The organism is Pseudoalteromonas luteoviolacea, assembly GCF_000814765.1.
In the GTDB taxonomy this organism is placed as follows: Bacteria; Pseudomonadota; Gammaproteobacteria; order Enterobacterales; family Alteromonadaceae; genus Pseudoalteromonas; species Pseudoalteromonas luteoviolacea_H.
Window position 1 is genome coordinate 384,988 of the sequence record NZ_JWIC01000010.1, and the last position, 21,314, is coordinate 406,301.

Here is a 21,314-nt window from a genome sequence, read left to right on the forward strand (position 1 = left end):
TATTATACGTAAAGCTTAAGACTTTGCATTTCTTTCTAGTGAAGCAGCTAGCTCAGCAGCAGGCTGGTAGCCTGGAATGATCGTACCATCTTCAAGGATAATCGCAGGCGTGCCAGAAACACCAAACTTTTGACCTAACTGATAATGCTCAGCAACTGGTGCTGTACAATCTTTCACATCAGCAACCGGGTTACCCGCTTTCGCTTCAGTCATTGCCGTTGCCGCATCTTTTGCACACCACACATTCATTAAATCTTCATAGCCTTGGCTTTGGATACCGCCACGTGGGAATGCAAGATATTTGACCGTGATCCCAGCTTCTAGGTAATCCTCTAGTTCACGGTGAAGTTTACGACAGTAACCGCAAGTGATATCGGTAAAAATTGTCACCTGATGCTTTTCATTTTCAGCTTTGTAGACGATCATCGAATCTTCGTATTGCTTTAAGCCTTCTTTACGAACACCGCTTAATGCATCTTCGGTCAGATTTTTTCTGTTTGGAATATCGATCAATGCACCCTGCATTAAATAACGACCATCAGTACTTGAGTAGAAAACACCACGATCTGTGATCACGGTTTTCAATCCAGGAATTGGGCTATCTGTAATGTCATTCACTGATAATCCTAGACCCGCTAGTGACTGCTGGATAGGGTTAATTGCAAAAACTCCCTCTTTTTGCGTTGTTTCTTCTGCATAAGCAGAAGCACTGGCCGCAAGCGCGGCTGCTAAAAATAACTTTTTCATCTTTGTTCTCGTAAATTCGTTTTTCATTCATCACTAAGACCGTGAAACTTCAAAAAAATTCCATCAAGCCCGAGGATGGTGCTGCTCATGTAAAGATTTTAATCTCTCACTGGCAACATGTGTATAAATTTGTGTCGTTGACAAGTCACTATGACCCAACATCATTTGCACAACGCGTAAGTCCGCTCCATGATTCAGCAAATGTGTTGCAAATGCATGACGTAACGTGTGTGGCGATAACGGAGACTTGACATCAGCCAACATAGCATAGTGTTTGATTCTATGCCAAAAAGTTTGCCGTGTCATACCTATACCTCGTTTAGACGGAAAGACAAAGTCATTGGCATGCTTAACCATTTGAGGCCTGCCGACCTGCAAAAACTGTTCGACCCAACGCAATGATTCTTGACCCATCGGCACCATGCGTTCCTTGCCGCCCTTGCCTTTGACTAATACAACTGCTTGGCGTAAGTTTATTTGCTCTATCCGCAATCCAACCAGCTCTGTAACGCGCAAACCCGTGGCGTATAAAAGCTCCAGCATGGCCTTATCTCTCAGCCCCATCGCATCTTCAATATTAGGCGCATTTAACAAGGCTTCAACCTCTTGCTCTGAAAGCGTTTTTGGCAAAGATTGTACTGTTTTAGGTTGTGCAATATTTATCAGTGGACTTTGGGAGATTTTTTTGTGGTTTACCCAGTAAAGGTAAAATCGCTTCAAGGCACTAATCGATCTGGCTGTACTTCTTGGTTTAAGGCCCAGATCAACGCGATATGCTAAATAAGCCTCTACATCTGCCACGCTGATGGCCAATATGTCTTGGCCGTCAAGCTGCGTCTGTATAAAGCTTGAAAATTTCTCCAAATCTGTGCGATACGCAGAAATGGTATTGTCACTCAATCCCTGCTCTAAAAATAAGGCGTCTAAGAATGACTCTATCGGGTCAAAATCATCCTCGTCTATTTCTGATATGGTTTCTTGTTCGTTCACGGGCTGCCTGTATCAATTGATTAAACCTTAAGGTAGACTGCCCCCATATAATAACAGCCATTTGAGTGAAGAATACAATGCAAATCGGGTTATTTTACGGTTCAACAACCTGTTATACAGAAATGGCCGCTGAAAAAATACAAGAAATCATTGGTAAAGATGTCATTTCTTTACACAATATCAAAGATGAACCACTGAAAAACGCAGAGCAGTTCGACTTTGTGATCTTTGGTATTTCTACATGGGACTTTGGAGAGTTACAAGAAGACTGGGAATCTCACTGGGATGACATCGATGGTGTTGACCTAAGTGGAAAAACCATCGCCTTATTTGGCATGGGCGATCAGCAAGGTTATGGACAGTGGTTCCAAGATGCTCTGGGTATGCTTCATGATAAAATCGCACCTCAAGGCGCTAATTTTATTGGCTTTTGGCCCAATTCAGATGACTATGAATTTGAAGCATCAAAAGCATTAACAGAAGATGGTAAACACTTTGTCGGCCTTGCTTTAGACGAAGACAGCCAATACGACAAGAGTGATGAGCGCATTGCCACCTGGATTGAGCAGGTGATGACTGAATATGCTGAAACACTCTAACTCTGATTGAGCGGGCCCCCCGCTCACCCACTTAGACCCAAGACACCGTTCGGATCCAAGCCTGCATGTTGGGAAAGCCCTGCTCTGGACAACTCATTTGATAAGCACCTAATAAAGGGTGACCTATGCCGCCACCTTGTTCAAAAGCTTGAATCAGATTGTCGCTATTTCCTCTATATCCAGCGTCATGAAAGACAACATCGAGAGAAAAGCCAAGGAATTTGGCTGCGGCAACGGACCATGCTGTCGCCGCCATTTCTTCACCCATCATTTGCTGCTTTGGGCGCTGATGCTGAAGCCCTGTTTTATAAATATCTCCATCTAAAAGATGTCGCTCTTTAGGTTCACATACCGCATAATGCCCAGCTTCATGCAATATATCTCCAGGGTGACGCAGCTTAGCCAGATCGATTTCTAAGACACCGTGACTGTGTCTGAGCCCGGGTAAAAAAGTGTCACCAGTGAACTCTAATACCCGATATGGCAAATCAATTTCATTCAAAAAGTTTAATATCAGTTGCACTTGCTGTGCGTGCTCCATCACACTCTCCATTAATTATGCATTCGCTAATACACAACCTTTACATTTTCAAATAAAAATCACGACATAATCGCGTATACTCAGCGCTGTATTGATTATTGCCATCATAAATACACAAAGACTCTGTCACCAATGCCTGCTCTACTTTAGATAATTCGAACATGACCCGTGATACTGCTTTAGAGGGCGTCGTTTTCACGTCGCATTGACGAATCAAATAGAGTCCCTTTGCTTGTGCAAGCTCAATAAATATATGCGCTCCCTCTAAGGGCAGTATAATTGCCAGCCTGCTACTTTCTGAAGAAAGCCGCAAGAACGATGTAATTAAGTCTGCAAAGCTCAAACTATCTGTATGCCTTGCTAAATTTCTCTGCGCATTTTCCCCTTTCAAGCTTGCTTGAAAATAAGGAGGGTTACTGAATATTAAATCAAACTTCTCCGGCGACTCAAAATCTTGCACCGCTATACAATGCAATTGAATATCCGGCCACGGCGAGCGCGCAATATTAAGGGTCGCCTCATCGCTTGCCTGCTCATCTATTTCAATCGCCGATAATGCTAATTGGGGCGAACGTTGTTTTGCCATTAAGCTTAATAACCCGGTCCCCGCACCTATATCAAGTACATTTTTCGCATTATTTAGTGATAGCCACGAGCCAAACATGATCCCATCTGTTGAAACCTTCATTGCAGCGTGGTTTTGGTCAATTTTAAATTGTTTAAATGCAAAGCTTGCCATATTGCACCTTTTAGAAAACGCCAAGCACAAGTATAATTCCGCTATTGTCCTTTATTTGTGATGCATTATGCAATTTTCTGAATTTGATCTTGATGGCAAAGTACTCTCTGCCATAAAAAAAATTGGTTATACAACCGCCACCAGCATTCAACAGCTGGCTATCCCTGAAGCGCTACTTGGGCGTGACATTCTTGCATCAGCGCCCACTGGCACAGGAAAAACAGCCGCTTTTCTTATACCGGCGATTCAATACTTGTTGGACTTCCCAAGAAAAGACCCGGGGTTTGCACGTGTCTTAATTATGACTCCCACCAGAGAGCTGGCTTATCAAGTACACGATCAGTGTCAGGCACTTGCAGAAAACACTCACTTGAGAATTGGCGTTGTCACAGGTGGTATTAACTATGGTAGCCACAAAGAGATCTTCGAAAAAAACAATGACATTCTCATAGCCACCCCTGGTCGCTTAATGGAATATTTGGAAACTGAAAACTTCCATGCTGACAATGTCGAGCTACTGGTACTTGATGAAGCTGACCGGATGCTAGACATGGGCTTTAAAAAAGAAATGCTACGTATCTGTGAAGAGGCTAAAAACCGTCGTCAAGGCTTCTTATTCTCCGCAACACTTGAAGGTGATAGCGTTGAGTTATTCGCTGAGCGTATGCTCAATGACCCTGCATTGCTAGAAGCAGAGTCATCGAGAAAAGAAAAAGGCAAAATCCATCAGTGGGCTCATCTTGCTGACGACTACACACATAAATTAGCGTTGCTTACGCATTTACTAAAAAGCGAAGAAGTCGAAAAAGCCATTGTTTTTGTTAAAACTCGAGAGCGTCTAGAGCAGTTAATTGGTGAGCTGTATGCCAATGAAATCAAGACTACTTGGCTACGAGGTGAGATGCCGCAAGATAAACGTATGACAGCTATGGCAAGTTTCCACAGTGGCAGAACCAATATCTTAGTTGCAACAGATGTTGCTGCAAGAGGGATTGATGTTCCAGACATAACACATGTAATCAATTTTGATATGCCACGCACTGCAGATATTTATGTGCACCGTATTGGCCGTACTGGCCGTGCAGGCAAAAAAGGCACGGCTATCTCATTAGTTGAAGCACATGATGCTGAAATTTTGGGTAAGGTCGAGCGTTATACAGATCAAAAGCTTAAACGCCGCACCATTGAAGGGTTAGAGCCGAAGCACAAAGAAGCTAAAGCGCCGAAAAAGAAAAAAGACGCAGCAAAAATTAAAGCCAAGAAAAAAGCGGCTAAAAGTAAAAAGAAAAAGAAAAAATAATAAAAAAGCCCCGGTAGGGGCTTTTTTGTATCGCCTAGTTGCTGCTAATCTTAATTTAACTTTGTGTTGTTAACATACAAAACAATAGCGCATTTCATATTCCTGACGTGTTTAAATATCACACTTTACGAAGATCAATATAAAATATAATCATCATGAATGAGCAGCAACGGCAACAATTAGAAAGTCACTTGGCACACCTAAGGCTCGAAATCGATCCTGTATTAGCAAAACAATATCCAAGCTTTGCGGGAAAGCCCTACCCTCTGGGACGTTGCAAAGAGATTCGCAACGCCATACTTGATAAACTGCATATGCAATTAGCACAAGAGAAAATACCTGAAGCCATAAAGCCCCTTGCAGCCGAGCTAAGTGGTGGGCAAGCACTTAAGCCAATCTGGGGATCTCTCAGAGATGAATACTTCCAAAATGCCATTTTAATTGACGACTGGTATATTGATGCCGCAAACGATACCGTGAACCCAAACAAACCACGTGTAGAGGTGGTAAAACTTGAAAAAAGCGGCTTTAGTCCCATCTCAAGCTTTGAGCAGTTTTGTGCTATTGCACAACAATACTGGCAAGTTACTTTATATAAAAATGACGTATTTCCTGCACTTGCACCGTTTTTACCGCTGGTGTGTGTCAATCAGCAAGGCGCTTGCTGGCTGGGTGCCGCCAATGATGACATGATCTCATTGGCCAGGACATCAGAATTTACCTTAAGTGAGCGCGTATTAGCCACCTTGCCAAGCACACCAAATCACATAAAAACGGCTTGGTATACTCACTATAACCACCTGCCAGAGCACTTATTGCAACAAACACAGGTAGACCCAGTCACCTACTGTCAATCATACCGAATACAACATAAGTACTCAGACCTTCTGTTTCGAGATGAAATTGTTAAGGCTTATCTGCAATTGGCAAAAGGGGTGAGCGTCGTCTAAACCAAACGGATGCTATGAAAGCCAACAAAACAACAGGGATAGACCACACATTTAAAGCCTGCCAACCAATTTTGCTCTCTAGCCAACCTGCAAACAAAGACGACAGTACCACCATACTAAAAACCACAAACTCATTCGATGCTTGCGCCTTAGCACGCTCGTGCGGACGATAGGTCTCACTCACCAATGATGTGGCACTAATAAACATAAAATTCCACCCCACACCGAGCAAAAATAAGGCTATCAAAAAGTGCCAATGGCTCACTCCCAGTAGATTAATGATGGCGCAGCCCAGCATGAGTAAACACCCAATCATAATCACTACCACCGGTGTGTATTTTTCCACAAGCTTACCCGTGAAAAAAGAAGGTAAAAACATGCCAAGTACATGCCACTCAATTACCAAAGCAGAATCTGCTAACTCAAAACCATGACGATGCATCGCCAGCGGGGTTGCTGTCATCAATAAGTTCATGACAGAGTAACTGATCATGCCTATGAATGCGGCAATCATAAATTGCGGCTGAGTTATTATCAGTTTAATTGGCCTTTGTTGAAGAAGGCTTTGTTGATCTGATACCTCATTGAAAGCGACCAGTTGTAATAGTGTTAGGGCAAGTAAATACACACAGGTCAATGCCAAAAATGAATTTGCAAAATTAATCTCCGGTAAGTAGTGATTCACCCAAACTGCCAAGTTGGGCCCAAGTACTGCAGCAATAACGCCACTGGCCATAATCATCGAAATCGCACGTGCAGGTTTGTCACTGACCTCAATGGCCGCAAAACGATACAAGGTGGCGAAGCCAATACCGATACCAATGAGAAATGTGGCTAAACAAAACAAATAAAACTGACTATTTATCAGTGCCAAATACCCCAATATTGCACCAGAGGTACCAATCAGATTGCCCATACTAAAGCCTAACTTTCGACCGGTTTTAGCCATCACCAATGAAGCAGGTACAGTTGCAAGCAATAATCCCAACATTTGGGTCGCGATCGGCAAAGTGATCAAAGTGTCAGAAGCACTTAACTTTTGGCCAACTAAAGCACTGATTGTCACCAGTAAGATATTACCCGTGGTCATCAGCCCTTGGCAGCATGCCAATAAAAAGACATTTTTATTCATTGTTCAGTGTCCTTACTTTTTTGCAAAAATAGAAGGTTTCAGCTAAGGCTAGAAAGTAATATCGAAATGAAAACAGGGTGATAAACGAACAAGTCAGACAGTTACAGCCTATGTTACCTCATCACAGCGGTATAATGCGATGAGGTAATAATCACTAACTACTGCGTTGTGCATTCAGTGCCTTTTAGAGCTAAATACAATAACTAGGCTTGCTCTTCACGCAAAAATACCGGCTCATTCGCTTTTTGTGTCGCTTCTTCACTAAAATAATAGCCCGCGATGTCGAATGCTTTCAGTGACTCAATGTCTTTAACATTATTTTCCATAATATATCTGGCCATCATGCCACGCGCTTTTTTCGCATAGAAGCTAATCACTTTATATTGGCCATTTTTACAATCTTTAAATACCGGCGTAATAATGTCAGCATTAAGTGCTTTTTTGTTTACGGCTTTAAAGTATTCATTGGAGGCCAAGTTAATAAGCTGATTAGAGCCTGACGCTGACAATGCTTCATTCAGTTTTTCTGCGATAACCGTGCCCCAAAACTCATACAAATTTTTCCCGCGCGTATTCGCCAATTTTGTGCCCATCTCTAGACGGTATGCCTGCATAAGATCTAGTGGTTTTAGTACCCCGTAAAGGCCAGACAAGATTCTTAAGTGTTGCTGAGTGTAGTCAATAGCTTCTTCTGATAATGTGGTCGCATCCAGGCCAGTGTACACATCACCATTAAACGCAAAAATCGCTTGTTTTGCATTATCAGTTGTAAATGGCTGAGACCAGTCGGCAAATCTTGCCGCATTTAAACCAGCCAGTTTATCGCTGATTTTCATCAAACTACCGATTTCTTGCGGACTTAAGTCACGACAGACTGAAATTAATGCTTCAGAATGCGTCAATAACTCAGGTAGGGTATGGCGCGTTGTCGGCGCACTAGAGTCGTAATCGAGATTTTTTGCAGGTGAAATAACCGTGATCATTGATAGCCTATTGACTTAAATATTGATTAATGTCAATTTCAACACTATCCACAGTTGATCGCAAGCGTAAAATCTTCCGCCTTTGGGTGTTCAAACAAATAGCCGCAAGGTAAGACCGCACCTTTACTGTGGGTATACACAACTCACCTGAACATAACAATAACTAAACCGGCTATGTCGAGCCATATGATAATCCATCATAAGGACATTTGACCTATAAAAGCTGATCACGGTATTGCAACATAAGGTGTGTAATTTATTTAAGCTGCAAAATTAGGAATGAGGACAGCATGACTTCAGCATTAGATAGGCTAAAACAGCATTCATCGATCGTTGCCGATACAGGTGACATCGAAGCGATCCGTAAACATCAACCGGAAGACGCAACAACAAACCCTTCTCTTTTATTAAAAGCGGCGCAGACGCCTGCCTATCAGCCGTTTCTAAAACAAGCTTTAGATTACGCAAAATCACAAGAGCAAGATGAGCAAAAGCAAATCGAACTCGCTTGCGATTATTTCGCGGTTTTAATTGGTAAAGAGATTGCTAACATCGTACCAGGCTATATCTCGACAGAAGTCGATGCACGTTTATCATTTGATACTCAGGCGACGATTGCAAAAGCAGAGCAGCTGCTTGCGCTTTATGCTGAGCAAGGTGTAAGTAAAGATAAGATCTTAATCAAAATCGCATCGACTTGGGAAGGTATTAAAGCAGCTGAAGCACTTGAAAAGCAAGGCGTAAAATGTAACCTAACCCTGCTATTCAGCCAAGCGCAAGCGCGTGCATGTGCCGATGCAAACGTATTTTTAATCTCGCCTTTCGTTGGTCGTATCCTTGACTGGCATGTCGCCAATGGTGTTGATAAGCCAACTGATCCGCTAGACGATCCAGGCGTTCAGTCTGTTCGCACGATTTATGATTTCTACAAGCGTCATGGCTACAAAACAGTGGTGATGGGCGCAAGTTTCCGTAACACAGGTGAAATCGTTGCACTAACAGGTTGTGATAAGCTGACTATTAGCCCTGCGCTACTAGAAGAGTTAGGTGAATTACCAGCGACTGATGATTATCTACTAGAAAACGCACAAGCGTCAGCAGATAAGCCTGTGCCGCTTACAGAGAGTGAATTCCGCTGGTTACATAACAAAGATGCAATGGCCACAGAAAAGCTTGCTGAAGGCATCAGAGCGTTCGCTCACGCGCAAGAAATCTTAGAGTCTGAAGTTAAATCGCTATAAGATTAGTTGATAGAAAAGCTGAGTAAAGTTCGCTCAGCTTTTTACATTCTCATCAAAATACTCTTTCGGTTTATATTTCTTTACATTTATTTTAAGCGACGATTTCAACAACACTTCCCCACCTAAACTAGATAACCTTCGCCAGCAGCTAACATATCTGAACGCAGTGATTCCCCTGAATAGAAACTGTTGTATTTCAAGATAATATAGTTCAAAAATCCAACTCATTTAGCTACTCGATGTGCAATACCGATTAAGAGCGACATGTTTTTTCTCAAACATACAGACTCTTTGTTTGTCATCAAACTGTCACGTTGTTTTCACTTTAAAGACATATTTGTGTTTTATTTTTCTACTGTCTGTGGTATACCAGCATTACTCAAGTGTGTTTTTCATGCAAATGGGGTAATGCTTAAGCACATGTTTTGAGGTTAGTACATCAATAGGAGATATTCATGGATAGCCTAGACGATATGATTGAAGTTGTAGAAAGTCCAGAACCGAAAAAAAGAGCCTCTTCGAAGGGGAAAAAAAGAAAATGGCGTGAAATAGAAGCGCTAAAAGACCGACAACGCCTTCGTAAGGAATTGGAAGAACTAGATATATTCGCAGACAGTGTCGATTTAGACGAACTCGATTTTATATAGCAAAAAGGCTCTACTATAGAGCCTTTTTGTTTGTCTGTTTCAAATCCACTGACGTGCTTGGCACGTCAGTTATCTGCTTTCATATTTGCCAATCGATGGGAGATTTATCCATAGATTGTAGTAATGCGTTGGTTTTGGAAAAATGTTGACAGCCAAAAAAGCCTCTGTGCGCGGACAGCGGCGATGGATGTGGTGCATGTAAAACATGATGCCGTGACGTGTCTATCCCTTTACCTTTCTTTTGCGCGTGTGCGCCCCAGAGTAAAAAGACCACCCCCTCGCTGTGCTCATTTATGGTATTTATCACCACATCGGTGAAACGCTCCCACCCTAGCTGTTTGTGAGAGTGCGCCTGACCTTGTTCAACAGTCAACACGGTGTTTAATAACAAAACACCTTGCTGAGCCCAAGGTAATAAGTAACCATGCTCGGGGATCTCAAATCCATCTATATCGTTAGCTAACTCTTTATACATATTAACCAAAGAAGGCGGCGTCTTTACCCCAGGCAATACCGAAAAGCATAGCCCGTGCGCCTGGTTGGGGCCGTGGTATGGATCTTGTCCGAGAATCACAACCTTAACATCCTCGAGGGCCGTTTCTGAAAGCGCTGCAAACACCTGTTCATCTGGTGGGTACACTGTCACGCCTTCACTACGTCGTTGCGCAACATGCGCCAAAGTTTCCTGCAAATAAGGCTGCTGCTTTTGCGCTTCAATAAGCGTTTGCCACGATATCATAGTCGCTTTCCGTAATAGTTTCTTGATGCGTGGAGTTTATCACACATATCTTGCACCCCTTCTAGCATGCGTGTGCTAAAACGATGCAATAAATCTGCATCCACCTCAATATATTGCTTGTGTTTGACGGCGGGGATCTCTGTCCACTTTTGCCACTGGACTTGCTGCGGTTGTTTTACCGCTTTCTCGTTCGGAATAATGATAACCTGAGGGTGCTTGGCAATCACATTCTCGAGACTAATTTGCGGGTAGTCAGTCGTTGCCTCGGCAAATACATTGCGCACACCACACATATTCAGTGTCTGATGTATCCAAGTTTTGCCATTGATGGTCATCAATGGAGATGGCCAAAGCTGATAAAAAACATCCACGGCCACCTTATCATGATACTGGTTAATGATATTCTGATAACGTGTATTAAATTTATCAGCCAGTTGCTCTGCTTGCACTTCATGTCCTGTGAGTTTGCCGAGTTTAATCAATTCCGTTGGGACTTGGCGTATATCTTTAGACACACTGTATGCAATCGGAATACCCAGTGATTTTATCTTTTCAATATCCGCTTCTTTATTACCGTTTTTCCAAACGATGACCAGATCAGGCGCCAGCGCAAGTACTTTTTCTAGTTGGATCCCATGATATCCGCCTATTCGAGGGATGCGATTAGCTGCCTCTGGGTAATCCGCATATTCCACAGTACCGACTATTTTATCACCAGCCCCAATCGCATATAGATTTTCAACGATATGCGGTGCCAATGCGATGATCCGACTGGGCTGCTTCTTCTCTTGCGCGAAGCTGCTTGCAGACAATAGCAGACCCATAAACAGCCACCAAATATGTCTGGTCATTAGTAATCAAACCCTTTTTGCGCCTGAATACCAGCTTCAAACGCATGTTTTACATTTCTCACTTCACTCACTGTATCTGCAAGCTCAGTCAGCCTGCGGTGCGCACCGCGACCTGTGATGATCACTGACTGCATTTTAGGTCTATTACTGAGCGTTTCAATCACCTCATCAAGGTCTAGATAGTCGTAACTCACCATATAAGTCAGCTCATCTAATAGAACCAAGTCAATATTCTCATCTTGCAACCATGCTTTTGCATGCTGCCAAGTTGCTTGTGCAGCTTGTGTGTCGCTTTCTCTATCTTGTGTTTCCCACGTAAAGCCCGTTTTCATCACCGCAAATGGGACACCAGCTTGCTCTAGTAAGTTGCGCTCACCGCATTCCCATGTCCCTTTAATAAATTGCACCACAGCGGCATTCATACCATGGCCAACACAACGGGCAACAGTGCCAAAACCAGATGTAGATTTGCCTTTACCATTACCGGTTATCACCTGCAAGATGCCCTGCTCAATGTTCGCTTCAGCGACTTTTTGGTCTACTTGCTCTTTTACTTTTTGCTGTCGCTGTTTGTGCTTATCTTGATTCTTATCCGTCATACTGGACTCCTATACCTTGAGTTCAAAAATCTTATCTATATCTAAATGCTGCTCACACATATCCGCTAACCTATCAAGCTGCACTTCACGGTGCTGCGCAAGATCAAAGCCATCCAAATCAAACTGCTCATCACATGCCCATTGTAAAATCGCACGACTCGCGACAGGATTATCAAACAGGCCATGCAAGTAAGTACCCGCTATCAAATTGTCATTTGAAATAAAGCCATCTTTCTGTATACCTAATGGATGTTCATCAAAAGCGATAAACGGCTGCGCTAGCGCCTCTCCGCGACTTTGACCGCAGTGAATTTCATACCCAGAAATGGCGACTGCTTTGCCATTTAATAAGCATTGCCCAGACACATTGGTAAGCTGTTTTTTCTCACCAAGCTCTGTGGTCAATGCCGCCAACCCAAGTGCTTGGGTGCGGACTTGTGTTGACTCTATATTCAGCGGATCTGTAATTTCTTGCCCGAGCATTTGCAAACCACCACAAATACCCAACACCTTGCCTTGATACCTGATGTGCCGATTGATTTCTTTATCCCAGCCTTCGCTACGTAAAAAGGCCAAATCATTGATGACATTTTTACTGCCGGGAATAACAATAAGATCAACACTGCCGATTTTCTCACCATGACGCACATACCTTAAATCCACTTTTGAGTTTAATCTCAAACTGTCAAAATCGGTATGATTGGAAATGTGAGGTAACAGCAAAACAGCGACCCGTAACTGTGCGTCATCGGTGCGATTCTCAATAGTAATTGCATCTTCCGCATCCAGCGCCAAATCATGCAAATAAGGTAAAACCCCTAATACGGGCTTGCCCGTGTAGTTCTCTAACCAATCTAAACCAGATTGCAATAAACCAATATCGCCACGAAATCGGTTGATCACAAACCCCTGCACTAAATCCTGTTCCTGTTCACTTAACAATGCAAGCGTACCAACAAGGTGGGCAAATACACCGCCTTTATCAATATCAGCAATTATAATCACCGGGCATTCAACTTTGCAGGCAAACCCCATATTGGCAATGTCATTTTCTCGAAGGTTGATTTCAGCAGGACTCCCCGCGCCCTCTACCATGCAATATTGATATGCTTGCCCTAACCGCTCATGGGACTCAATCACAGCCTGCATCGCTACTGCTTTATAATCATGATACTTGCCCGCTTCCATGTTGGTCAGTGCTTGACCATGCACAATGACTTGCGCGCCCGTATCAGAATTAGGTTTGAGCAAAATCGGATTAAAATCAACACTGAGTGGTACCTTTGCTGCCATCGCTTGCAAAGCCTGTGCGCGACCAATCTCTCCGCCACAGGGCGTCACGGCGCTATTAAGCGCCATATTTTGTGGCTTGAAAGGGGCAACTTTAAGTCCCCTCCTAACCGCTACACGACACAGGCCTGCAACTAACGTGCTCTTACCTGCATCGGAAGTGGTGCCCTGTACCATCAATGTCTTCATTTTTATTCACTTTTTAAATTTAATGACAAACCAGCCATGACAAAATCAACATGATCTGCCACAGCTGCAATGTGTTGATGCAATCGACCTGACTCATCGACAAATTGGCGACTCAGCGCCCCGAGAGGGACAATACCATGGCCCACTTCGTTGCTCACCAGTATGACCTTGCCTTTCGTATCTTGAAGTGCTGTGAGCAACTGTGATTTTTGCTTCTCGTACACTGGGAACTCAACCTCACACAACCCATACGTCAGCCATAATGTTAAGCAATCAACTAGCGCGCATTGGGACGGTGACAACGAGTCAATAAGCGGGGCGATATGCCAAGGACATTCAATCACTTTCCAGCAAGAAAGCCTTGACGCTCGATGATGTGCAATGCGCTCGGCCATCTCCTCATCTTTGCTTTGCGCGGTTGCCACATAGATAAGTTCTGTCACTGTGCCACTTTCTAGCCAGTTTTGTGCTCTTTGCTCGGCAAGCTTGCTTTTCCCCGAGCGTGCACCGCCCAGAATTAACTCAACATGTCTAGTCATATAAGGCTTACAACCAAAAGGGTATAAATCATTAACTCTGAAATTTGCTGCGCTGCACCTAAGCAATCCCCAGTATAACCGCCCAGCTGTTTTTTAAACCAATACAGGCACACAAGGCGGGTGAGCCATAAAGTGACGATTAAAGCACTCACTTGCCATAACGTGAGCACTGAGCAGACACAAGCAGCAGCTAGCACGGCAATGCCTGTTAGGTATAAAACTGTACGGCAGGATAGCTGTAGGCTTTTTGCCACTGGCTTTACTTTACTCTGTGCATCTAGCTGTACATAAGGCAATCTGCCAATCAAACTCGTCGCGTTTAGGCGGCTCAACGATTGCGCCAACACAACCCCCCATAACAGTGCGAATAGGTTGCTGCTCAGAGTAAGCATCAGGTGAAATTTACTCAGCATTAAGATAAGCAGCGCCACACTGCCATAGGTGCCCAAGCGACTGTCCTTCATGATGTCCAACTTCTGCTGCTGACTCCAGCCGCCGCCAAAGCCATCCCACACATCTGCAAACCCATCTTCATGGAATGCGCCTGTGAGTAATAAGCTTGCACCGAGCGTAAATAAAATTGCGACGCTCATAGGCAAGACAAGCGACAAAGCCCACAGCAGAAGTGCCATCACCAAGCCAATGCAAACACCCACACTGGCAAAGTAACGACTAGACTGATTTATATCGGCATCCGTAACAGACGCCGTTAATTTAATCGGGATCCGAGTTAAGAATATCACGGCTAATTTAAATAAAGACCACTGGTTCATATCAGCCAACAACTTGGGTCACTTGCGCCTGAGAAAAGCTCGCCATATCGTTATAAATGGCCAATGCACTTTGAATGATAGGCAGGGCTAACGCCGCACCGCTTCCTTCACCTAAGCGCATATCTAACTGCAGTAATGGCTCTACATTTAGCCACTCTAACATCTTCTTATGCCCTTGTTCGTTGGAGCAATGCGCAAATACCATATATTGTTTCGCATTTGGCGCCATCGAAATGACCAGCATAGCCGCGGCTGTCGCAATAAAGCCATCTACTAAAATTGGCTTTTTCGCCTCAGCGACGGCGAGCATAGCACCAACCATATGGGCAATTTCAAATCCGCCAAGGCGTTGTAAAATCTGTTTCGGGTCGTTGCAGTCCAACTGATGAAGGTCAAGCGCCTGCTCTATTAACTGCTGTTTTTTCTCGACAATATCTTGGCTTACGCCTGTGCCCTGTCCGACAGTTTCTTTCGGTGATAAATTACATAGCGCAGAAAAAATGGCAGCAGCAGACGTAGTATTTCCTATCCCCATTTCACCAAACGCAAACAAATTACAGCCCACGTCCAACTCTGCTGCAACAAGCTGTTTGGCATTGTTCAAACCTTGCGCTAGCTGAGCTTCAGTCATTGCCGGTTGCAAATGCAAAGGCGCAGTCGTTACCCCAAGTCTGTTGTCAATCACGTGACTATTTTGAACAGGCTGAAGAATACCGCAATCCACTATATTTAGACGCCAGCCCAACTGACGGGCCAAGACGCAAATCGCAGCACCGCCATCGGCAAAGTTAGCCACCATTTGGCCGGTGACCTCACTCGGCGCAATAGAGACGCCTTCGCTGGCAATACCATGATCGCCTGCAAAAATACTGAGCGATGGGTTTGCAATGTTAAACTGCTGCGCAGTAATGGCCTCTTTCGACATGCCTTGTGCGTATATCAACACCAGCTGCTTTGCCAGTACCTCTAACTTACCCAACGAGCCTTGAGGTTTTGTTTTTAAATCTAGTTTTTGCTGAACAAAATCGCTGTGTGTTAAATCTAAAGCAGGGATCATACGTGCCTCTGTTAAATGCTTGCCGCTCGCTTGCGAAACATAAGTAAAGATAAGAAAAAGACGCTGCCAATGGCCGCAGTAATCACACCAATAGGCAATTCTTGGTTTTCTATGATTATTCGGGCTAGCACATCCACCCAGAGCATCAATAATCCTCCGCTTAAAGCCGTGACTAGCATGCCTAAGACACGTGCTTGAGAGATAAAAAATCGTACTATGTGTGGGATCATTAAGCCAACAAAGCCGACACCGCCACATGCCGCGACTAACACAGCCGTGATCAAAGAGCTCACCAATAACATGCCCAAGCGCAACCGGTGTACATTAACGCCTAAAGTTACCGCACTTTCATCGCCCAATAGCAACGCATTTAGATGCCGTCTAAAACATACAACGGTCATAATTCCACTTAGTACCACAACAGCAGGCAACCACATCCACACCCAATCAGCACGGCTGAAGCTACCTAAGCTCCAAAAGATAATCGCGGTAACCGCTTGTGGATCACTCCAATATAAGAGCAAGCTCGTAAACGCATTGAATAAAAAAGACAGTGCAACACCCGCCAGCAACATATTTTCGATTTGCGCGGTCCCTTTATGATACGCTATGAGGAGCAATAAGCTCATAGCGCCTATGCTGCCAAGCAAAGCTGCACCAGACATCGCCAAAGCGCTTTGCACACCGAATAAAGTCAATAGCAACACCACACCAAAAGACGCCCCCGAAGAAATGCCAAATAAATATGGATCAGCTAGGGGGTTGCGCGTCACGGTTTGCAAAATAAGTCCTGCTGTCGCAAGCCCTGCCCCGGCCAAAAACGCAAGTATGGTGCGCGGTAACCTCAGCTCGATAACAATTTTTTGTGCTAATTGCGAGTTGTCATATGACCATAAGGCCAGCCAAACATCGTAAAAGTCTACTTGTACAGCCCCAATGCTTAAAGCACACACAAAGCTAAATAAACATGCGAGTAACAATGCACTACTTGCAGCTAATCTCATACTCGTCCCCTCGATGACAGCGCCCCTTCGCTCGATAAGTGATATTGATAACGAATATGTGGGATTTCTTGCTCTCTCGCAGAACATGTTTGGAGGGTCACATCGGCTTTGACGCCAAAAACGTGTGCTAACATGGACTCACTCACCACCTCTTTGGGCGTGCCATGAGCAACAAGTTCACCGTGATTTAAAACTAACATGACATCACATAAGGCGGCAGCCAAGTTTAAGTCATGGAAAGAAGCGACTACAGTGATCCCCAATGACTTAGCTAACGCCATAATTTCGATTTGATACTTAACATCTAAATGACTGGTAGGTTCATCCATTAAGAGCAAACTCGGGCGCTGCACAATGGCTCTCGCTATCATCACCCGTTGTTTTTCGCCCCCAGATAAAGACTCATAAGATTGCTTTTGTTTATGGGTTAATCCGACCTTTGATAGCGCTTCTTGGATGGCCTGTCTGTCACGCAGCGAAACACTAGAAAACAAGCTTTTATGGGGTGTGAGTCCCATAGCAACGACATCGAAAACAGCAAGATTAAATTGACTTGGGATCTCCTGAAGCACAGCCGCGACTTTGCGAGCATAGCTTTGGCGATCATACTCGCTTAAATCTTTACCGTTTATACAGATCACACCCGATGTTGGACTCTGGAAACGGTATAGACACCTCAGTAAAGATGACTTACCAGCGCCATTAGGCCCGATCAAACCTATAAACTGCCCCTCTTCAACGGAGAAACTGATGTTAGATAAAATTGATTTATTATTGATAACTAGATGTAAGCTATCGACTGATATTGGTGTTGCCGCCATAATTCCTCTACATGGGGCACACATCAGAATACCACTGTATCATACATATGACTTGGTAAAATGACATGACCCAAGTGCGCCCGCTTAAGTCTTTATTCCAACCTTGGTATCTGGCTTTAAATGAGTAGTCATGCAATCATTTTTACAGTTGCGGGGACAGCTGAGGGTTTACACCTCATTCCCAAGTGATGTCGAAATAATTTTGTGTATTATGAAGTCTAGATGGCTAAAACACAACTTTCGGCCATGCTTTACCTTGCCCATCATAGAAAACAGACACCTGAATGACCTTCCCGTATCCAACTTCAAAACAATTTAAATGATTGATAGCGCCTTCAGGCAATGCAAGCCAGTGTGCCAGTAGCTGCTTCATAACCCCACCATGGGTCACAATGACGATTGTGTCATCACTGCTTTGAGATGTGAAAGTACGCCACCAAGCTTTAATTCGCGAATTAAAACAGGCCATACTCTCTCCTTGCGGCGGTGTTACTGACCAAGGGTTTTGCCAAAAGTCGCCAACACTCGGGGAGCAAGTATGCTGCCAAAGCCACTCATAGCTTTTACCATCCCAATCACCAAAGTTCATTTCTTGCAGTGCATTAACGACCGTGAACTCTGCATCCAGCTTTTCTGAAAATGCTTTTGCTACAACCTGACATCGCAGTCTTGGCGAGCTGAGCACACGATTTGGCTTGGGTAAACTATGGAGTGTTTTTAGTAATTGGTTTTGACTTTGTTCAGTTAAAGGAGGATCGGTTTGCCCTAATAACTTACCGGATAAGGTAGTTTCAGTATGACGAACAAAGTAAAGAGTTTGCAGCATATACTTGGGGGTAATAAAAACGCAGGCTAGCCTGCGTTTTTATCTAATTATAGAATTTGGTTTTCGCGCCAAGATTGCTCTTTGGCTAAACGCTTTTTACGCTTATCACATGGGTCATCACAATCACAGATTTTATCGATACCCATTGAGCCTAAACCACCACAGCTACTTGCCATTGATTTTTTCTGAACGATTACACCCACAGCCATAGCTGCAGCGATCAAGATAAGTAACCCAAAGGTAAGAATAAATAGTGACATAGGCAAAGGCCCCTCAATAAACTAGCTTGGTCAAGTTCCAAGCAACTGACGGTGTATTGACAATATTATATATCTAAATCCGTCAAAGTTGAATGAATTTACCACACTAAAAGCAATGATATTTAACCGAATCCACTGATTACTTTTTTACATCTAAATACGGCTTAAACGCAGTACTTGAGAATGTCTCTAGGCCAGCATCTGTTTTACTGATCAAGTACACGGGTAGATTATGTTCTTCAGCATAAGCCCTTGCTCGTTGCGTTCCCATGACTGTCAGCGCCGTTGCCAAACCGTCAGCTGTCATTGCTGAAGGATGTAACACCGTCACAGACACCAGATCATGACGAACCGGCCTGCCTGTACCCGGGTCAATTAGGTGCGTAAATACTTCGCCATCCATTTCGTAGAAAATACGATAGTCCCCTGACGTAGCAATGGCATTATTGCCCGGCTCTACAACTCGGTGAATTTGACGCTGTCCTGCTGGTGCATCTGGTTTTTCAATCGCTATTCGCCAAGGTGAACCATCTGGCTTTTTGCCAGAGATACGAAGTTCTCCGCCAATCTCTACCATATAATTAGATAAGCCTTTTTTCTCAATCAACTCTGCAACTTTGTCAATGCCGTAGCCTTTCGCCGTCGCTGAAAAAGATAATTCAAGATGTGGCAGTGATTTCGCCAGCCCTTCATCTGTCAGCGCTAACTTATTTACACCGATATTTGCTTGCATGGCTTCAATGTCAGATTGCGAAGGCCTTTTGGTCGGTCTTTTATCTGGACCAAAGCCCCATAAATCAATCAGCGGTCCCATAGTCACATCTAAGGTTTTAGTCGACTCACCTAAGCGAATAGACTCTGCGATCACGGCACGAAAATCGCCACTAATCGGCATTACTGTATTAGCCTCAAGGCGATTAAAGCGATTGATTTCTGAGTCGGGAATGTAGGTAGACATGGATTGGTTAACTGCCACAAGCGCTTCATCCACTTCTTGCTTAAAACGCTGCGCTTCTAAGCTCACCGGACCAGGAAATACTTTAATGTTATAGGTAGTTCCCATAGTTTTGCCGTTAATTTCAACCGGCTTTTGTTGAGTTTGCTGCTGTCCACAAGCGGACAAAAAAAACACCAAAAAAATAACAGAGAATAAATAGCTGAGTTTTTGCATCTACTTTTTAGTCCTTAAAGCATATAAAAAAACCCCTAGGGAATGCCCTAGGGGTTTAATCTTATTAAATACGATTTATCATCATATCTAAGTTCCTAATTAACCACCGAAGTCATCAAGTAGGATGTTTTCGTCTTCAACACCTAGATCTTTCAGCATGTTGATAACAGCCGCGTTCATCATCGGTGGACCACACATGTAGAACTCACAATCTTCAGGCGCTTCATGGTCCTTCAGATAGTTTTCTAATAATACGTTGTGGATGAAGCCTGTGTAACCTTCCCAGTTATCCTCTGGTTGAGGATCTGAAAGTGCTACGTGCCATTCAAAGTTTTCGTTGTCAGCTGCTAGGCCGTCAAAGTCTTCTACGTAGAACATCTCACGCTTAGAACGTGCACCGTACCAGAAAGACATCTTACGGTCTGAGTTAAGACGCTTAAGCTGGTCGAAGATGTGTGAACGCATTGGTGCCATACCTGCACCACCACCAACGAATACCATTTCTGCATCAGTTTCTTTCGCGAAGAATTCACCGAATGGACCAGAGATAGTGACTTTATCACCTTCTTTTAATGACCAGATGTACGATGACATCTTACCACAAGGTAGGCTTAGGTTATTTGGCGGCGGAGTCGCAATACGTACGTTAAGCATGATGATGCCAAACTCTTCTGGGTAGTTCGCCATTGAGTATGCACGGATTGTTTCGTCATCAACCTTAGATTCAAGGTTAAAGAAGCCGAAACGCTCCCAGTCGCCACGATACTCGTCAGGAATATCGAAGTCAGCGTATTTAACGTGGTGAGCTGGCGCTTCAATCTGGATATAACCACCTGCACGGAAAGGTACAACCTCACCTTCAGGGATACCAAGCTTAAGCTCTTTGATGAATGTCGCTTTGTTATCGTTAGAGATAACTGTACATTCCCACTTTTTAACACCGAAGATAGACTCTTCTACTTCGATTTCCATGTCAGTTTTAACTGCAACCTGACACGCTAGACGACAACCTTCACGTGCTTCACCTTTAGTAATGTGGTCAAGCTCAGTTGGAAGGATATCACCACCACCAGAATGAACATGTACGCGACACTGGCCACAAGAACCACCACCACCACATGCTGATGAAATGAAGATACCTGCATCAGCTAGTGAGCCTAATAGCTTACCACCTGGTGCTGAAGTAATTGCTTTATCTGCATCGCCATTGATGCCGATTGTGATGTCACCGCTTGGTACAAGCTTAGATTTCGCTGCGATGATGACTAGCACCAAGATCACAACGATAGCGATGAACATACTTACACCTAATACAATAGTTTCCAT

General features: G+C 43.9%; 24 protein-coding genes and 1 riboswitch. Of the genes, 5 read left to right on the forward strand and 19 right to left on the reverse strand.

All coding sequences use genetic code 11. The features are described 5' to 3' along the window. Positions 1 to 15: 15 nt before the first annotated feature. Together dsbC and xerD are read right to left on the reverse strand one after the other, a co-directional pair. Entirely contained in the window at positions 16 to 747 is a 732-nt protein-coding gene (gene dsbC / locus JF50_RS23165; protein WP_039612153.1) for a bifunctional protein-disulfide isomerase/oxidoreductase DsbC, read from the reverse strand. 63 nt (positions 748 to 810) lie between these two features. After that, entirely contained in the window at positions 811 to 1,737 is a 927-nt protein-coding gene (gene xerD / locus JF50_RS23170; RefSeq protein ID WP_052262718.1) for a site-specific tyrosine recombinase XerD, read from the reverse strand. Between the two features lie 77 nt (positions 1,738 to 1,814). Here xerD and fldB point away from each other — a divergent pair, with 77 nt between their 5' ends. Beyond that, positions 1,815 to 2,336: a flavodoxin FldB gene (gene fldB / locus JF50_RS23175; protein ID WP_039611670.1), complete on the forward strand. Its 522-nt coding sequence runs from the start codon at positions 1,815 to 1,817 to the stop codon at positions 2,334 to 2,336. 31 nt (positions 2,337 to 2,367) lie between these two features. Here the strand turns inward: fldB and JF50_RS23180 are convergent, their stop codons facing one another. Both JF50_RS23180 and JF50_RS23185 read right to left on the reverse strand, forming a co-directional pair. Next, a complete protein-coding gene (locus JF50_RS23180) occupies positions 2,368 to 2,877 on the reverse strand; it encodes a hypothetical protein (protein WP_235423503.1) in 510 nt (169 codons plus the stop codon). 40 nt (positions 2,878 to 2,917) lie between these two features. Continuing rightward, positions 2,918 to 3,616 (reverse strand): tRNA1(Val) (adenine(37)-N6)-methyltransferase, encoded by a 699-nt coding sequence (locus JF50_RS23185; protein WP_039611671.1) that lies wholly within the window; start codon positions 3,614 to 3,616, stop codon positions 2,918 to 2,920. A 67-nt stretch (positions 3,617 to 3,683) separates the two neighbouring features. Between JF50_RS23185 and srmB the strand changes: the two genes are divergently transcribed. Further along, complete coding sequence (gene srmB / locus JF50_RS23190; protein ID WP_039611672.1) at positions 3,684 to 4,916, forward strand: ATP-dependent RNA helicase SrmB; 1,233 nt, start codon at positions 3,684 to 3,686, stop codon at positions 4,914 to 4,916. A gap of 155 nt (positions 4,917 to 5,071) precedes the next feature. Beyond that, positions 5,072 to 5,866, forward strand: coding sequence for a hypothetical protein (locus tag JF50_RS23195; RefSeq protein ID WP_039611673.1), 795 nt, complete (start codon positions 5,072 to 5,074; stop codon positions 5,864 to 5,866). On the opposite strand, the gene JF50_RS23200 is transcribed toward JF50_RS23195, so the two are convergent. Together JF50_RS23200 and yaaA are read right to left on the reverse strand one after the other, a co-directional pair. After that, positions 5,823 to 6,998, reverse strand: coding sequence for an MFS transporter (locus tag JF50_RS23200; protein WP_039611674.1), 1,176 nt, complete (start codon positions 6,996 to 6,998; stop codon positions 5,823 to 5,825). The genes JF50_RS23195 and JF50_RS23200 overlap by 44 nt on opposite strands. Before the next feature lie 203 nt (positions 6,999 to 7,201). After that, positions 7,202 to 7,981 carry a peroxide stress protein YaaA gene (yaaA, locus tag JF50_RS23205; RefSeq protein ID WP_039611675.1) on the reverse strand — a complete coding sequence of 260 codons (780 nt, stop codon included), beginning with the start codon at positions 7,979 to 7,981 and terminating at the stop codon, positions 7,202 to 7,204. A gap of 290 nt (positions 7,982 to 8,271) precedes the next feature. Between yaaA and tal the strand changes: the two genes are divergently transcribed. After that, positions 8,272 to 9,222 carry a transaldolase gene (gene tal, locus JF50_RS23210; RefSeq protein WP_039611676.1) on the forward strand — a complete coding sequence of 317 codons (951 nt, stop codon included), beginning with the start codon at positions 8,272 to 8,274 and terminating at the stop codon, positions 9,220 to 9,222. A 455-nt stretch (positions 9,223 to 9,677) separates the two neighbouring features. Next, entirely contained in the window at positions 9,678 to 9,869 is a 192-nt protein-coding gene (locus JF50_RS23215) for a DUF3545 family protein (protein ID WP_039611677.1), read from the forward strand. 79 nt (positions 9,870 to 9,948) lie between these two features. On the opposite strand, the gene ung is transcribed toward JF50_RS23215, so the two are convergent. From ung to nqrF, 13 genes are all read right to left on the reverse strand, one after another. Next, positions 9,949 to 10,608 carry a uracil-DNA glycosylase gene (gene ung, locus JF50_RS23220; RefSeq protein ID WP_039611678.1) on the reverse strand — a complete coding sequence of 220 codons (660 nt, stop codon included), beginning with the start codon at positions 10,606 to 10,608 and terminating at the stop codon, positions 9,949 to 9,951. Continuing rightward, positions 10,605 to 11,459, reverse strand: a complete 855-nt coding sequence (locus JF50_RS23225; protein WP_039611679.1) for a cobalamin-binding protein — start codon at positions 11,457 to 11,459, stop codon at positions 10,605 to 10,607. Before JF50_RS23225 ends, ung begins: the two co-directional genes overlap by 4 nt. Further along, positions 11,459 to 12,058, reverse strand: coding sequence for a cob(I)yrinic acid a,c-diamide adenosyltransferase (gene cobO / locus JF50_RS23230; RefSeq protein WP_039611680.1), 600 nt, complete (start codon positions 12,056 to 12,058; stop codon positions 11,459 to 11,461). Before cobO ends, JF50_RS23225 begins: the two co-directional genes overlap by 1 nt. A gap of 9 nt (positions 12,059 to 12,067) precedes the next feature. Further along, complete coding sequence (locus JF50_RS23235; RefSeq protein ID WP_039611681.1) at positions 12,068 to 13,537, reverse strand: cobyric acid synthase; 1,470 nt, start codon at positions 13,535 to 13,537, stop codon at positions 12,068 to 12,070. 2 nt (positions 13,538 to 13,539) lie between these two features. Continuing rightward, positions 13,540 to 14,076: a bifunctional adenosylcobinamide kinase/adenosylcobinamide-phosphate guanylyltransferase gene (cobU, locus tag JF50_RS23240; protein ID WP_039611682.1), complete on the reverse strand. Its 537-nt coding sequence runs from the start codon at positions 14,074 to 14,076 to the stop codon at positions 13,540 to 13,542. Next, positions 14,073 to 14,849: an adenosylcobinamide-GDP ribazoletransferase gene (locus tag JF50_RS23245; protein ID WP_039611683.1), complete on the reverse strand. Its 777-nt coding sequence runs from the start codon at positions 14,847 to 14,849 to the stop codon at positions 14,073 to 14,075. Before JF50_RS23245 ends, cobU begins: the two co-directional genes overlap by 4 nt. Position 14,850: 1 nt before the next feature. Then, the gene (gene cobT / locus JF50_RS23250) at positions 14,851 to 15,906 is read right to left on the reverse strand and encodes a nicotinate-nucleotide--dimethylbenzimidazole phosphoribosyltransferase (RefSeq protein WP_052262719.1); all 1,056 of its coding nucleotides are present in this window, start codon (positions 15,904 to 15,906) and stop codon (positions 14,851 to 14,853) included. An 11-nt stretch (positions 15,907 to 15,917) separates the two neighbouring features. Beyond that, entirely contained in the window at positions 15,918 to 16,910 is a 993-nt protein-coding gene (locus JF50_RS23255) for a FecCD family ABC transporter permease (RefSeq protein WP_039611684.1), read from the reverse strand. Beyond that, positions 16,907 to 17,731 (reverse strand): ABC transporter ATP-binding protein, encoded by an 825-nt coding sequence (locus JF50_RS23260; protein WP_052262725.1) that lies wholly within the window; start codon positions 17,729 to 17,731, stop codon positions 16,907 to 16,909. The genes JF50_RS23255 and JF50_RS23260 overlap by 4 nt, the downstream gene beginning before the upstream one ends. A gap of 83 nt (positions 17,732 to 17,814) precedes the next feature. Continuing rightward, positions 17,815 to 17,951: riboswitch (cobalamin riboswitch) on the reverse strand. A gap of 6 nt (positions 17,952 to 17,957) precedes the next feature. Next, positions 17,958 to 18,557: a histidine phosphatase family protein gene (locus JF50_RS23265; protein WP_039611685.1), complete on the reverse strand. Its 600-nt coding sequence runs from the start codon at positions 18,555 to 18,557 to the stop codon at positions 17,958 to 17,960. A 47-nt stretch (positions 18,558 to 18,604) separates the two neighbouring features. Next, the gene (gene nqrM, locus JF50_RS23270; RefSeq protein ID WP_039611686.1) at positions 18,605 to 18,817 is read right to left on the reverse strand and encodes a (Na+)-NQR maturation NqrM; all 213 of its coding nucleotides are present in this window, start codon (positions 18,815 to 18,817) and stop codon (positions 18,605 to 18,607) included. Between the two features lie 139 nt (positions 18,818 to 18,956). Continuing rightward, positions 18,957 to 19,988, reverse strand: a complete 1,032-nt coding sequence (locus JF50_RS23275; protein WP_039611687.1) for an FAD:protein FMN transferase — start codon at positions 19,986 to 19,988, stop codon at positions 18,957 to 18,959. Positions 19,989 to 20,087: 99 nt separating this feature from the next. Next, positions 20,088 to 21,314 carry an NADH:ubiquinone reductase (Na(+)-transporting) subunit F gene (gene nqrF, locus JF50_RS23280; RefSeq protein ID WP_039611688.1) on the reverse strand — a complete coding sequence of 409 codons (1,227 nt, stop codon included), beginning with the start codon at positions 21,312 to 21,314 and terminating at the stop codon, positions 20,088 to 20,090.

Coding starts and splice junctions, on each gene's coding strand:
- dsbC (WP_039612153.1), bottom strand. CDS start 747: ATGAAAAAGTTATTTTTAGCAGCCGCGCTTGCGGCCAGTGCTTCTGCT.
- fldB (WP_039611670.1), top strand. CDS start 1,815: ATGCAAATCGGGTTATTTTACGGTTCAACAACCTGTTATACAGAAATG.
- JF50_RS23180 (WP_235423503.1), bottom strand. CDS start 2,877: ATGGAGCACGCACAGCAAGTGCAACTGATATTAAACTTTTTGAATGAA.
- JF50_RS23185 (WP_039611671.1), bottom strand. CDS start 3,616: ATGGCAAGCTTTGCATTTAAACAATTTAAAATTGACCAAAACCACGCT.
- srmB (WP_039611672.1), top strand. CDS start 3,684: ATGCAATTTTCTGAATTTGATCTTGATGGCAAAGTACTCTCTGCCATA.
- JF50_RS23195 (WP_039611673.1), top strand. CDS start 5,072: ATGAATGAGCAGCAACGGCAACAATTAGAAAGTCACTTGGCACACCTA.
- JF50_RS23200 (WP_039611674.1), bottom strand. CDS start 6,998: ATGAATAAAAATGTCTTTTTATTGGCATGCTGCCAAGGGCTGATGACC.
- yaaA (WP_039611675.1), bottom strand. CDS start 7,981: ATGATCACGGTTATTTCACCTGCAAAAAATCTCGATTACGACTCTAGT.
- tal (WP_039611676.1), top strand. CDS start 8,272: ATGACTTCAGCATTAGATAGGCTAAAACAGCATTCATCGATCGTTGCC.
- JF50_RS23215 (WP_039611677.1), top strand. CDS start 9,678: ATGGATAGCCTAGACGATATGATTGAAGTTGTAGAAAGTCCAGAACCG.
- ung (WP_039611678.1), bottom strand. CDS start 10,608: ATGATATCGTGGCAAACGCTTATTGAAGCGCAAAAGCAGCAGCCTTAT.
- JF50_RS23225 (WP_039611679.1), bottom strand. CDS start 11,459: ATGACCAGACATATTTGGTGGCTGTTTATGGGTCTGCTATTGTCTGCA.
- cobO (WP_039611680.1), bottom strand. CDS start 12,058: ATGACGGATAAGAATCAAGATAAGCACAAACAGCGACAGCAAAAAGTA.
- JF50_RS23235 (WP_039611681.1), bottom strand. CDS start 13,537: ATGAAGACATTGATGGTACAGGGCACCACTTCCGATGCAGGTAAGAGC.
- cobU (WP_039611682.1), bottom strand. CDS start 14,076: ATGACTAGACATGTTGAGTTAATTCTGGGCGGTGCACGCTCGGGGAAA.
- JF50_RS23245 (WP_039611683.1), bottom strand. CDS start 14,849: ATGAACCAGTGGTCTTTATTTAAATTAGCCGTGATATTCTTAACTCGG.
- cobT (WP_052262719.1), bottom strand. CDS start 15,906: ATGATCCCTGCTTTAGATTTAACACACAGCGATTTTGTTCAGCAAAAA.
- JF50_RS23255 (WP_039611684.1), bottom strand. CDS start 16,910: ATGAGATTAGCTGCAAGTAGTGCATTGTTACTCGCATGTTTATTTAGC.
- JF50_RS23260 (WP_052262725.1), bottom strand. CDS start 17,731: ATGGCGGCAACACCAATATCAGTCGATAGCTTACATCTAGTTATCAAT.
- JF50_RS23265 (WP_039611685.1), bottom strand. CDS start 18,557: ATGCTGCAAACTCTTTACTTTGTTCGTCATACTGAAACTACCTTATCC.
- nqrM (WP_039611686.1), bottom strand. CDS start 18,817: ATGTCACTATTTATTCTTACCTTTGGGTTACTTATCTTGATCGCTGCA.
- JF50_RS23275 (WP_039611687.1), bottom strand. CDS start 19,988: ATGCAAAAACTCAGCTATTTATTCTCTGTTATTTTTTTGGTGTTTTTT.
- nqrF (WP_039611688.1), bottom strand. CDS start 21,314: ATGGAAACTATTGTATTAGGTGTAAGTATGTTCATCGCTATCGTTGTG.